Here is a 13,225-nt window from a genome sequence, read left to right on the forward strand (position 1 = left end):
AAGTTTTCAAAGTTTCCTTATCAACTTCAACCACTTGCGCTTCGTTCGACTTGGCGTCTCACGTCAGCGGGAGGCGAATTCTACAGCGTTACAACCTGCTGTCAACTGCCTTTTTCACCGCTGTCGATTCAAGCATCTGAACCGAAGCATTCCTCGCTGCTTACTTCGTCCAACTCTTTGATTATCAAGGAGTTTTCCGTTTCGTCTGCGCCGGAAGTGGGGCGAATTATAAACAGATCCAGAGGGGCGTCAACACCTTTTTTAATGAAACTGTCATATCGGTCAAAAATAGCTTAAACGGCGAGCAGTTTGGCCAATTGCCCGCCGAAACCCCTAAAGACTAGGGAAGGCGAACTGCGACGCCTCGTGACTGGCGCGCTGTGGCCAGCGCTGGGTAATTGCCTTGCGACGTGTATAGAACCGAACGCCATCGGGACCGTAGGCATGCAGATCGCCAAACAGTGAATGCTTCCAACCACCAAAGCTGTGATAGGCCACAGGCACTGGCAGCGGAACGTTCACACCCACCATACCGACTTCAATCTCGTCACAGAACAAGCGCGCCGCTTCGCCGTCGCGGGTAAAGATGCACGTACCGTTGCCATATTCATGATCGTTTATCAGTTGCATGGCGTGTTCGAGACTCTCTACACGCACGATGCAAAGCACCGGACCGAATATCTCTTCTCTATAGATACGCATTTCAGGGGTCACATGGTCGAAAAGGCAGCCTCCCAAAAAGAAGCCTTCCTCATGCCCAGGTACCGTCAGGCCTCGACCGTCAACGACCAACTTCGCACCCGCCCCGACGCCGCCTTCTATATAGCTGCTGACTTTATCCCTATGCTGCCCGGTCACCAGAGGGCCCATATCAAGACCGTTTGACGTCCCGGCGCCGATTTTCAGCCCGTTGATTTGCGGCACCAACTTGGCGACCAACGCATCAGCCACCTGATCTCCCACGCACACGGCAACGGAAATTGCCATGCAGCGCTCGCCACATGAACCATAGGCCGCGCCCATAAGTGCGCTCACGGCGTTGTCCAGATCCGCATCGGGCATCAGCACCGCATGGTTCTTCGCCCCGCCCAATGCCTGTACTCGCTTGCCGCGCGCAGTGGCTTGCATGTAGATGTACTCGGCGACCGGCGTAGAGCCGACAAAACTCAGCGCTTTGACTTCAGGGGCTTCGATCAGAGCATCGACCGCGACCTTGTCGCCGTGCACGACATTCAGCACGCCCTTCGGCAATCCGGCTTCATGCAGCAACTCTGCAATTAAGAGTGTCGAGCTGGGATCTCGCTCGGAGGGTTTGAGGATGAAACAGTTGCCACACGCGATTGCCAACGGGTACATCCACAGGGGGACCATCGCGGGGAAGTTGAACGGGGTGATGCCGGCCACCACCCCCAGCGGTTGGAAGTCCGACCAGGCATCAATATTCGGTCCGACGTTGCGGCTGTATTCACCCTTTAGAATCTCAGGCGCCGCGCTGGCGTATTCGACATTCTCGATACCGCGCTTGAGCTCTCTCGCTGCATCTTCGAGGGTTTTGCCGTGCTCTTCGCTGATCAGTCGAGCGATAGCTGCCTCGTTCTGCTCCAACAGCTGCTTGAAACGGAACATGACCTGCGCCCGCTTGGCAGGCGGCGTATTGCGCCACGCGGGAAACGCGGCCTTGGCTGCGTCGATCGCCTGTTGAACGGTTTCGCGACTCGCCAGAGGTACCGTGCGAATGGCCTGGCCCGTTGACGGGTTGAAGACGTCGGCGGTGCGATCGTTATCCGTGACTAACTCGCCGTTAATCAGGTGGCAAATGGTGCTCATGCATAACTCCGGAGATATCAGCCCAAGCGCTTGCGAAGAAGCGCCGGGGAACGTGCAAAATGGGGTCAGTCGATTTGACTCAGGGCTTCGCCGACCGCATCAAACATACGGTCGAGGTCTTCATGCTTGCTGTTGAAAGTCGGCCCGAACTGGAGGGTGTCGCCGCCAAAACGCACATAGAAGCCTGCTTTCCACAGCCTCATGGCCGTCTCGAAAGGGCGCACGATGGCATCGCCGTCGCGCGGTGCAAGCTGGATTGCGCCTGCGAGGCCGTAGTTACGGATGTCGACGACGTTTTTGCTGCCCTTCAGACCATGCAAAGCGTTTTCGAAATGGGGCGCGGTTTCGGCCACTTGCTGCACCAGGCTCTCGCGCTGAATGATCTCCAGCGCTGCCAAGCCGGCGGCACAGGCAACCGGATGCGCTGAATAGGTGTAACCATGGGGGAATTCGACGGCGTACTCGGGCGTGGGCTGATTCATGAACGTCTGGTAAATCTCGGTGCTGGCAATCACGGCCCCCATCGGGATGGCACCGTTGGTGATCTGCTTGGCAATACACATCAGGTCCGGCGTCACCCCAAAGCTGTCGGCGCCGAACATCGATCCGGTACGGCCAAAGCCGGTAATGACCTCATCGAAGATCAGCAGAATATTATGTTGGTCACAGATCTCGCGAAGACGCTTGAGGTACCCCTGCGGCGGAACAATCACGCCGGCAGACCCCGCCATGGGTTCGACGATTACCGCTGCGATGTTCGACGCGTCGTGCAGTTCGATCAGCTTGAGCATTTCATCGGCCAGCGCGATACCGCCCTGCTCCGGCATGCCCCGGGAATAGGCGTTGCTGGCGAGTAGCGTGTGCGGCAGATGATCGACGTCCATCAATTGCCCGAACATCTTCCGATTGCCGTTAACGCCACCCAGACTGGTGCCCGCGATGTTGACGCCGTGGTAGCCGCGGGCCCGGCCGATCATCTTGGTTTTGGTCGCCTGGCCTTTCAGGCGCCAGTAAGCACGCACCATCTTGACCGCCGTATCAGCACACTCTGATCCGGAATCGGTATAGAAGACATGATTGAGCTTGCCAGGGGTCAGCTCCGTAATTTTTTCGGCCAGCTGAAAGGACAGTGGGTGTCCGAACTGGAATCCAGGCGAGTAGTCGAGCGTACCCAGCTGCCGCGATACCGCTTCCTGGATCTCCTTGCGCGTATGCCCTGCCCCGCAGGTCCAGAGCCCCGACAGGCCATCATAGATCTTGCGGCCCTTGTCGTCCGTCAGATAGCTGCCTTCGGCGGCGACGATCAACCGTGGGTCACGGTGAAAATTCCGGTTCGCCGTATAAGGCATCCAGTGGGCGTCAAGCTTGAGCTGGCTCGCCAGCGACATGTCGGACGATTCGGGCATATTCATTGGAAGTAACCTCACTGGGCGTGGGTGGCCTGACTCCTGACTGAAGGCGGGAAGGAGCAGTGCCGGTTGCAGCTAAACTGCCACGGGCATAAAGTCTGGAAAATCCCGCTTTTACGATCTTCAGTTGACCGGCCACTAAACTATGAGCACCCGCCGTAACGATCCTTTGGCGCAGGTCAGCGATTTCGATATCCGTCTGCTGCGCATCTTTCGCAGCGTCGTTGAGTCCGGTGGCTTTTCTGCGGCGGAAAGCGCGCTGGGTATTGGACGCTCCGCCATCAGCCAGCAAATGAGCGATCTGGAGCAACGCTTGGGATTACGCCTTTGCCAGCGCGGTCGTGCGGGGTTTTCGCTTACGGAGGAAGGCCGCGAGGTTTATCAGTCATCGCTGCAGTTATTAAGCGCACTCGAAAGCTTTCGCACGGAGGTGAACGGCCTGCATCGACATTTGCGCGGGGAGCTGAATATCGGGCTGACGGACAATCTGGTCACCCTCCCCCACATGCGGATCACCCACGCGCTGTCTCATTTGAAGGAGCGTGGCCCGGACGTGCACATCAATATCCGCATGATCGCGCCCAGCGAAGTGGAGCAAGGTGTTCTCGACGGCAGCTTGCACGTCGGCGTCGTGCCGCAGGCCAGCGCGTTGTCGGGACTGGAGTATCAGCCGCTGTATAGCGAACGATCACTGCTGTATTGCGCGGTGGGCCATCCCCTGTTTTACGCGGACGACACGCAGCTCGATGACGAGCGACTGTCAGCGCAGGAGACCATCGCGCCGACCTTTCGTTTGCCGACCGAAATCCAGGCGCACTATCAAGCACTCAAATGCACGGCAAGCGCGTCGGATCGCGAAGGCATGGCGTTCCTTATTCTAACGGGGCGTTACATTGGCTATTTGCCCGATCACTACGCCAGCCTATGGGTGCAAGAGGGTCGGCTTCGAGCACTCAAGCCCAGGGCGCGGTATTACGACCTGAGCCTTGTGACGGTCACACGCAAAGGACGCCGCCCCCATTTGGTGCTGGAGAGTTTTCTGGAGAGTCTGGCTGCCACACAATGACGCCAGACGGATGCTTCGCTACGCCTGCGTCGTTCAGCCAAGCGGTCCGAAGTTGTCTATCCCGTTGACGGGCAAGCAGATAAGCCGAAGTGCAACTCAGTTAATTGATCAGTTGGACAGGTTTTTGCAGGAAGGCTGGATGTCGAAGCCCACCACAACCCGAGAGCCCAGCATGCAGCCTGACGCGCCAGACAAAAACGACCTGATCTACGGCCTGAATGACCGACCGCGTGCGGTGCCCGCCACTCTGGCAGCTGTCCAGCATGTGCTCGCTGCTTTCGTGGGGATTATCACACCTCCATTGATCATCGGATCGGCGCTTGGGCTCGGCGCGTACTTGCCTTACCTGATCAGCATGGCGTTGATGGTGTCTGGAGTGGGGACGTTTATCCAAGCGCGTCGGCCGTTCGGTATCGGCGCCGGCATGATTTGCCTGCAAGGAACCAGCTTCGCCTTTCTCGGCGCGGTGCTGTCGGCAGGCTTCATGGTCAAGCAACGTGGTGGCAGTGCGGAGGACGTCATGGCCATGGTGTTCGGCGTGTGCTTTTTCGGCGCCGTCGTACAAATTGTGCTGAGCCGCTTCATCGGTCAGTTGCGACGGGTGATCACGCCATTGGTAACCGGCATCGTCATCACGCTCATTGGTGTCAGCTTGATCAAGGTCGGAGTGACTGACCTGGGGGGCGGCTTCAACGCCCCGGATTTCGGCGAGCCGGTCAACCTGGCGCTCGGCGTATTTGTATTGGTCGTGATCATCGTCCTCAGCCGTTCGAATGCACCGTGGTTGCGGCTGTCGGCCATTATCATCGGGCTGGCAGCCGGCAGCATCGCGGCCTGGTTCAGTGGAAAGCTCGTGCCTCAATCCGTTGCCGACGTGGCGCTGGTGAGCATTCCGGTTCCCTTTCGCTTCGGATTCAGCTTTGACTGGACAGCTTTCCTTCCGGTCGCGCTGATCTATCTGATCAGCAGCATCGAAACCGTCGGCGACCTTACCGCCAACTGCATGCTTTCACGTGAACCCATCAAAGGCCCTCGCTATATCGCCCGGCTGAAGGGCGGTGTGCTGGGGGATGGCGTCAGTTGCATGATCGCAGCGACATTCAGCGCATTCCCGAATACGACCTTCGCCCAGAATAACGGTGTGATTCAGCTCACCGGCGTGGCCAGTCGATACGTGGGTCTGTACATCGGGGCGATCCTGTTTCTACTCGGGCTGTTCCCGGTGATCGGTGCGATTCTTCAGCAGATTCCCAAGCCCGTTCTTGGAGGCGCGACCTTGGTGATGTTTGGCAGCGTCGCGGCCGCGGGCGTCCGGATTCTTGCCCAGGCGCCGCTGGACCGCCGCAGTATGCTGGTCATCGCTACGTCGTTCGGCGTAGGGCTGGGCATCGCCGCGCAACCCACCCTGCTGCACCATTTACCACAACTGGTGCAAAGCCTGTTCGACTCGGCAATTACCAGCGGCGGGTTGACGGCGATCGTGATGTGTCTGGTACTTCCGGAAGCAAAGGAAACGAGCGAGGCCAAAAAACACGCAGATGAATCCTTTGAGCTCTGATTTACGCGGGCAACGCTTGTCGGATACCCGCGGGTGCGCTATGTGTTCACCGCGTCGCACCCAATGATCTGTCTGGAACCGCCCATGCCCCTTGAAGTCCCTGCTCACAGACCCAGCGCCACCAAACCGGCCAGCCGTATTCGGCAGAAGAATGAAGAAGCGATCCTCAAGGCAGCCGAGGACGAGTTTGCCCGTCACGGTTTCAAAGGCACCAGCATGAACACGATCGCGCAACATGCCGGACTACCCAAAGCCAACCTGCATTACTACTTCACCAACAAGCTGGGCCTGTACATCGCGGTACTGAGTAACATCATCGAGCTGTGGGACAGCACCTTTAACAACCTGAGCGCAGACGACGACCCGGCGCATGCGCTGACGCAATACATCCGCGCGAAGATGGAGTTTTCACGTCGCCAGCCACAAGCCTCACGCATCTTTGCGATGGAGATCATCAGTGGCGGGGAATGCCTGAGCCAGTATTTCAGCCAAGACTACCGCGAATGGTTTCAAGGGCGTGCCGCCGTTTTCCAGGCGTGGATAGACGCCGGCAAGATGGACCCTGTTGATCCGGTGCACCTGATTTTTCTGCTGTGGGGCAGCACCCAGCATTACGCTGACTTCGCCACGCAAATTTGCCAGGTCACCGGTCGCTCGCGGCTAACCAGGCAAGACATAGAGGCCGCTGGGGATAACTTGATCCGCATCATCCTCAAAGGCTGCGGGCTCACGCCTGCTTTATAGTCGTCTCCCTGAACAATGACGCGCGGTATGGATCTCCAATGTCTTTTACGCTCACCGGCCCCTGCGAGTTTCGCGAAGAGATTCGCAAGAGCCGTTTCATTACGCTCGCCGCACCTATCGACACCGCAGCCGATGCACAAGCGTTCATCGAGCAACACGGTGACCTGGACGCTACGCACAATTGCTGGGCCTGGAAGCTGGGCGCGCAGTACCGCAGCAATGACGATGGCGAACCGGGTGGCACGGCCGGGCGGCCGATACTTGCGGCCATTGATGCTCAGGATTTTGACCGGGTGGTTGTGCTGGTCATCCGTTGGTATGGCGGCATTCAACTGGGAACCGGCGGACTGGCGAGGGCCTATGGGGGAGGCGCCAACAAGTGCTTGCAGCAGGCTGATCGAGTACCGCTGATCAATCGTGTGTCACTGCAATTCGATTGCAACTTCAGCGAACTGGTGCTGATTAAGCTGCGAGTGTGCGAGCTTAACGGTCTGGTTGAGGATGAGCGCTTTAACGCGAACGGTGTCACGCTTTCAATTGCCTTGGGGCCCGAGCAAATTGAAACCCTTCAGCGCCAGTTGTCCGGGATCAGCCGTGGAAGAATTGTCTTGCAGCCGGCGCCATGAGACAGACGCGCACCTTGCGCATATACCCAACGCAGCTGAGCCGCATCGTTCATCCACACCGGCGAGCGCAGTTGCCCACATCTACTGTGCATCTGCCTGTGGACAAGCTGAGCACACCCGGCCGCAGGCCTTGATCCATAAGGCGTTGCGGAAATTGATCAATTTTTAGCCAAACCGGCAATCTGTGAATAAAACCAGCGTGAAAACAGGATGTTAGGAGTGTTGATGCCAGCACGGCCCTCGTATTTGCGGGGCTATGCACGTAATACGTGCCCACCCCCGACAGCTGTGGAGCGATCTGTGGATAACGTGTGCAGGACTTCAGGAATTGAGTCTGCGTCGATTGCGTATCGACTGACACCAATATCGGAAACGTCCACTCACACCTGTCGTCACCCTCTGTCATCCTGTCCCGCTAAGTGATGCGCCTCGCATGAACGCGGTCAGCTAATAGACCAAATTCCCGCCGAGCCACGATGTCCATCGTGTAGGTGAATTTATTCGTTTGTCTGTACAGGAGTCATTTCAATGCCCACCCCTAAAACAGCGCTGATCATCGGCGCTTCACGCGGCCTTGGCCTCGGATTGGTGAAACGTCTGACGGAACTGGGCTGGGAAGTCACCGCCACGGTCCGCGATCCCCAGAAGGCAGACGAGCTGAAAGCACTGCCAAATGTGCAACTGCAGACGCTGGACATCGACGAGCAGTCTTCTCTTGAAGTGCTGACCCACAACCTTAAGGGTCAGGCCTACGATCTGTTGTTCGTGAACGCTGGCGTGATGGGACCGATGCATCCCAATCCCACCGACGCCACCGCCGGCGAATTGGGTCAGCTGTTTCTCACCAACGCGGTCGCGCCGATTCGCCTGGCAAAGCGCTTTGTCGATCAGCTCCGCCCCGAGACCGGCGTGATTGCGTTCATGAGTTCGGTACTGGGCAGCGTCACCATGCCGGACGCGCCGGAGATGGCGTTGTACAAAGCCAGCAAAGCCGCGCTGAACTCGATGACCAATACCTTTGTGACGCAATTGGGCGAGAGCAAGCCCACCGTGCTGTCGATGCACCCTGGCTGGGTTCGTACCGCGATGGGCGGAGAAGGCGCCGATATCGACGTTGAAACCAGCGTGCGCGGGATCGTCGAGCAGCTGGAGCGCTTCGCCGGTAAAGGGGGGCATCACTTCGTGAACTACAAGGGCGAGACCATTCCCTGGTAATTGCGAGGCAAGTCGCGGCGGGCTGGGCTGTCGCGACTTGCCCACTGCTGCTGCAGCACTTTAGAATCCGCCCTCGCCTCGCAGCGCGTTCGACGCTGCGGCGACCCTGGATCAGCAGACAGGGCAACACTGAGCTGGCGACCTGAACACACTTTCAGAGGAGCCGGCCAATGCCCGCGATCCGTACCTGGTTGAAAAATCCCCTCGCCGTTTTCACGGCCAATGATCTCGATGCTCGCGGCGGCCTTGTGATCGAAGGCGGCGTGATCGTTGAAATGCTCGCGGCGGGGCAAGTCCCTTCGCAGCCGTGTGACCACCTGTTCGATGCGCGCGAGCACGTTCTGCTGCCCGGCCTGATCAATACGCACCACCACTTCTATCAAACCCTGACCCGCGCCTGGGGCCCGGTGGTCAATCAACCATTATTCCCCTGGCTGAAAACCCTGTACCCGGTGTGGGCGCGGCTGACCCCGCAAAAACTCGCACTGGCCAGCAAGGTCGCGCTGACCGAGTTGCTGCTGTCAGGCTGCACCACCGCCGCGGACCATCATTATCTGTTTCCTCAGGGTCTGGAGGACGCCATTGATATCCAGGTGGAAAGTGTGCGCGAGCTGGGCATGCGCGCAATGCTGACGCGGGGGTCGATGACGCTGGGTGAGGCAGACGGCGGCCTGCCACCCCAGCAAACCGTCCAGCAAGGCCAAGTGATTCTGGATGACAGTGTGCGGTTGATCGAGACCTACCATGAGCGGGGTGATGGCGCGCAGATCCAGATCGCGCTGGCCCCGTGTTCACCATTTTCCGTAACGACCGAGATCATGGCCGAAAGCGCGGCCCTGGCCGAGCGGCACGACGTGCGTCTGCACACGCACCTGGCCGAAACCCTGGACGAAGAGGACTTCTGCCTTCAGCGCTTCGGTTTGCGGACGGTGGATTATCTGGACAGCGTCGGCTGGCTGGGACCTCGTACCTGGCTGGCCCACGGCATTCACTTCAACACCGAAGAGATCGCTCGCCTGGGTAAAGCGCGCATCGGAATTTGTCATTGCCCGAGCTCGAACATGCGTCTGGCCTCCGGTATCTGCCCCACGCTGGACCTGTTTGATGCTGGATCGCCGATTGGTTTGGGGGTGGACGGCTCGGCGTCAAACGACGCCTCCAACATGATGCTTGAAGCGAAACAGGCGCTGTACCTGCAGCGCTTGCGCTATGGGGCGGAGAAGATCACGCCGGAGCGGGTATTAGGCTGGGCCACCAAGGGCTCCGCGCAATTGCTGGGGCGTCACGACATCGGCGAGTTAGCCGTGGGCAAACAGGCTGATCTGGCGCTGTTCACGCTTGATGAGTTGCGCTTCTCCGGCAGCCACGATCCGCTCTCAGCGCTGTTGCTGTGCGGCGCGGACCGCGCAGATCGGGTGATGATCAACGGCCAATGGCGGGTGATTGGCGGTCAGGTTGAAGGTCTGGACCTGAAGCAGTTGATCGCAGACCACCGACAGGCAGCTGCGGAATTGATCAAGGGTTAACGCGTCGTTCAGCGATAACGGCTACGAGGAGTGAGACCTTCACTGCTCGTAGCCGGTGTAAAGACGAACCCCAGCTATAGACCCATCAGGGACAGCATGATGAACGTCGCAAACAGCACGAAATGCGTCATGCCTTCGATGGCGTTGGTTTCGCCATCGTTGAGGTTGATGGCGCACACCAGCAGGGTGACGAAGATCATCACTGTCTGCACTGGCGTCATCGCCATCTGAAACGCCTGGCCGCTGTAAAGGGCCATGCCCTCCATCACCGGCACAGTCAGGATGACCGTCGACAGCGAAGCACCCAGAGCGATGTTCACCACCGACTGCATGCGGTTTGCCAGCGCTGCGCGCAACGCGGTGAGAATCTCCGGCGCTGCCGAAATGGCTGCCACCAGAATCGCCGTCATGACAGGCGGCGCGCCGCTGCCTTCCAGGCCCAGATCGACGGCTTTCGACATGACCTCGGCCAACGCGCCAATCACCACCACGCCGAAGACCAGCGTGGCAATGGAACGCGTCAGGTTTACTTCCTCGTGCGCGTCTTCGGTCTGATCCTTGCGACGCTTCTTGTCAGGGTAGCTGTAGCTAAAGAAATAACTGTGCGGTCCGACCTGCATGCGCAGAAACAGGGCGTAAAGCAGGATCATTGCGCCAATGGTGAAGGCCGAATACAGCTTCCACTTCCCTTCGGGTATGAATTCCGGCACCACCATTGAGACCGCCATAGCGGTCAAAATCATCACGCTGTAGGAGCGCGCGGAGTTGTCGTTGTAGGACTGTTCACCGTGTTTGAGCCCGCCCATCAACGCGGCGAGACCCAGGATGCCGTTGATGTCGAGCATCACGGCGGAATAGATCGTGTCCCGAACCAGCGTGGGTGAGGGTTCGTTGCTCATCATGATCGCCAGAATCACGACCTCCACCAGCACCGCTGACAACGTCAGGATCATGGTGCCGTAAGGATCACCCACCTTTTCCGCCAGCAGCTCTGCATGATGAGCCACCCGCAACGAGGCGCAGATGATGAATCCCACCAGGGCGATGCCTGCGATCAGCGCGACGGTATGACCGTGGCTGAGCAACTGGTGCTCGTAGAAGTACGCGAAAAAGGTCGCAATCACTGCCAGTAGAAGAAACTTTTCCTGCTTGAGAATCGTGCCCATCGCTGCCTTTTAGCCCTTTGCGACCCTGGCCGCACATCCATGAAGTGAAGTTTGCTGAAGCGTTTGAGAGTGCTGTTGTAAACAAAGGTTTCAAGACAGGTTAGCAGCGGGTCGCGACACATCGTCGCGCCAACCGCCGAAATTCGCCTGAGGCCTGAGCTCACGTGCCGCCTCCACACCCCGGAAATACCCGCGACTGCTGGCCATCAACAGCAAAATCCATGGCAATGCGAGCGGGTAAGCGTTTGAACCGGCCGGTCAGGTTTTACCCAGCCTGCTCCCCTGAATCTGTAGAATGCCCGTCATTGCACCTTATGAGACGAGCCCATGTACGATTGGTTGAACGCCCTGCCCAAGGCAGAACTGCACCTGCATCTGGAGGGCTCGCTGGAGCCGGAACTGTTGTTCGCCCTGGCCGAGCGCAACAAGATCGCCCTGCCCTGGACGGACGTCGAAACCCTGCGAACGGCCTATGCCTTCAACAATCTGCAGGAGTTTCTCGACCTTTATTACCGCGGGGCCGACGTGCTGCGCACCGAGCAGGATTTCTACGACCTGACCTGGGCTTATCTGGAGCGCTGCAAGGCGCAGAACGTCATCCACACCGAGCCGTTCTTCGATCCGCAGACCCACACCGACCGCGGCATTCCCTTTGAAGTCGTGCTCAACGGTATCGCCGGGGCGTTGAAAGATGGCAAGGACAAGCTCGGTATCGGCAGCGGCCTGATTCTGAGTTTCCTGCGTCACTTGAGCGAAGACGAAGCGCAGAAGACCCTCGACATGGCCCTGCCATACCGTGACACCTTCGTGGCCGTCGGCCTGGACAGCTCGGAGATGGGCCATCCGCCGAGCAAGTTCAAGCGCGTGTTCGATCGCGCTCGCAGCGAGGGTTTCCTGACCGTTGCCCATGCGGGTGAAGAAGGTCCGCCGGAATACATCTGGGAAGCACTGGATTTGCTGAAAATTCAGCGCATCGATCATGGCGTGCGTGCAATCGAGGACGAGCGCCTGATGCAGCGCATCATCGACGAACAGATCCCGTTGACGGTCTGCCCGCTGTCCAACACCAAACTCTGCGTTTTCGACCACATGGCCCAGCACAACATTCTCGACATGCTCGAGCGCGGCGTGAAAGTGACCGTCAACTCCGATGACCCGGCGTACTTCGGTGGCTACGTCACCGAAAACTTCCATGCGCTGCATACCCACTTGGGCATGACCCAGGATCAGGCCAAGCGTCTTGCGCAAAACAGCCTAGACGCGCGTCTGATCAGGCACTGATCACTCACGCTGCTGATAAATGGCGTGTGGATATTCCGCTCCACACGCCGCGCCTCGCTCTCCACCCTCTTACGCCGCCGAAGCGATCTTGCTGATTTCCCGCTGACCATTGGAAGAGACCTGCAGCGTACTGGCTTCTTCTGTCGTCCGCAGCCAGCCCAGTTGCATGAACAGTTGCAAAAGTCCTGCCCCCAACGCGCCTCCCAGGTGGGGCCGGCTTTCATGGCAGTCGACACAGGCGCACACGGCTTCGCGCCGTCTGTGGGCCAGCGCGGGGATAAAAATGCCACGTTCGGCAAAACGGGAGATGCCAACGCTGGTGACTTCAAGCCGGTGCTCGGACTGTTCGATCCAGCCCGCACCCAACATTCGCACGTACAGCTCCGCGCCCATCTCGCCACCCAGATGATCCGCGCAGATACTGGCGCGGCACAACGGTAAGGGCGGCAATGGTTGGGCCATGCTGCGGCTGATCACATCAGCGCTCACCATTGACGCACTGACCAGCGCCTGCACGGCGGTGCGGACTTCCGGCGCCGCGAGCCTGAAGTAACGCTTTCGGGCGCGGACCTCATGCCTCAACAAGCCACCTGCAGCAAGGCGCGCCAGATGCGCTCCGGCAGAAGACGTCGACAGACCCACCAGCGAAGCCACCTCATCGGCCGCCCGCGATGCTCCGTCCATCAGCGCCCAGACGATCGCACTGCGTTTGGGGTCGGCGAGCAACGCAGCGATCTGGCTGATGCAAGGTACAATTTCCATGTCTTCACTCCCTGTTGAACATTGTCTAAGCGGACCGGCCCCATG

11 protein-coding genes are annotated in these 13,225 nt (G+C 58.9%); 7 read left to right on the plus strand and 4 right to left on the minus strand.

Annotated elements, in window-relative coordinates; genetic code table 11:
* Positions 1-333: 333 nt before the first annotated feature.
* Together VF672_RS14455 and VF672_RS14460 are read right to left on the minus strand one after the other, a co-directional pair.
* Positions 334-1,827 (minus strand): CoA-acylating methylmalonate-semialdehyde dehydrogenase, encoded by a 1,494-nt coding sequence (locus VF672_RS14455; RefSeq protein ID WP_331105259.1) that lies wholly within the window; start codon positions 1,825-1,827, stop codon positions 334-336.
* Positions 1,828-1,892: 65 nt separating this feature from the next.
* Positions 1,893-3,239, minus strand: coding sequence for an aspartate aminotransferase family protein (locus VF672_RS14460; RefSeq protein WP_331105260.1), 1,347 nt, complete (start codon positions 3,237-3,239; stop codon positions 1,893-1,895).
* A 142-nt stretch (positions 3,240-3,381) separates the two neighbouring features.
* On the opposite strand from VF672_RS14460, the gene VF672_RS14465 reads away from it, so the two are divergent.
* The 6 genes from VF672_RS14465 to VF672_RS14490 all read left to right on the plus strand — a co-directional run bounded on the left by VF672_RS14465 (position 3,382) and on the right by VF672_RS14490 (position 9,971).
* Positions 3,382-4,302, plus strand: coding sequence for a LysR family transcriptional regulator (locus VF672_RS14465; protein ID WP_331105261.1), 921 nt, complete (start codon positions 3,382-3,384; stop codon positions 4,300-4,302).
* 172 nt (positions 4,303-4,474) lie between these two features.
* The gene (locus VF672_RS14470) at positions 4,475-5,860 is read left to right on the plus strand and encodes a nucleobase:cation symporter-2 family protein (protein WP_331105333.1); all 1,386 of its coding nucleotides are present in this window, start codon (positions 4,475-4,477) and stop codon (positions 5,858-5,860) included.
* Positions 5,861-5,944: 84 nt separating this feature from the next.
* Entirely contained in the window at positions 5,945-6,604 is a 660-nt protein-coding gene (locus VF672_RS14475; protein ID WP_331105262.1) for a TetR/AcrR family transcriptional regulator, read from the plus strand.
* Positions 6,605-6,642: 38 nt separating this feature from the next.
* A complete protein-coding gene (locus VF672_RS14480; protein WP_331105263.1) occupies positions 6,643-7,230 on the plus strand; it encodes a YigZ family protein in 588 nt (195 codons plus the stop codon).
* A gap of 528 nt (positions 7,231-7,758) precedes the next feature.
* On the plus strand, positions 7,759-8,445 hold the full coding sequence (locus VF672_RS14485) for an SDR family oxidoreductase (RefSeq protein WP_331105264.1): 687 nt from the start codon (positions 7,759-7,761) through the stop codon (positions 8,443-8,445).
* 170 nt (positions 8,446-8,615) lie between these two features.
* On the plus strand, positions 8,616-9,971 hold the full coding sequence (locus VF672_RS14490) for an 8-oxoguanine deaminase (RefSeq protein WP_331105265.1): 1,356 nt from the start codon (positions 8,616-8,618) through the stop codon (positions 9,969-9,971).
* A gap of 74 nt (positions 9,972-10,045) precedes the next feature.
* On the opposite strand, the gene VF672_RS14495 is transcribed toward VF672_RS14490, so the two are convergent.
* Positions 10,046-11,137, minus strand: coding sequence for a calcium:proton antiporter (locus VF672_RS14495; RefSeq protein ID WP_331105266.1), 1,092 nt, complete (start codon positions 11,135-11,137; stop codon positions 10,046-10,048).
* 327 nt (positions 11,138-11,464) lie between these two features.
* Between VF672_RS14495 and VF672_RS14500 the strand changes: the two genes are divergently transcribed.
* Positions 11,465-12,418 (plus strand): adenosine deaminase, encoded by a 954-nt coding sequence (locus VF672_RS14500; RefSeq protein WP_331105267.1) that lies wholly within the window; start codon positions 11,465-11,467, stop codon positions 12,416-12,418.
* A 69-nt stretch (positions 12,419-12,487) separates the two neighbouring features.
* Here VF672_RS14500 and VF672_RS14505 read toward each other — a convergent pair whose 3' ends face one another.
* Entirely contained in the window at positions 12,488-13,180 is a 693-nt protein-coding gene (locus VF672_RS14505) for a winged helix-turn-helix domain-containing protein (protein WP_331105268.1), read from the minus strand.
* Positions 13,181-13,225 lie beyond the last annotated feature (45 nt).

The organism is Pseudomonas sp. (genome assembly GCF_036387035.1).
Lineage (GTDB): Bacteria > Pseudomonadota > Gammaproteobacteria > Pseudomonadales > Pseudomonadaceae > Aquipseudomonas.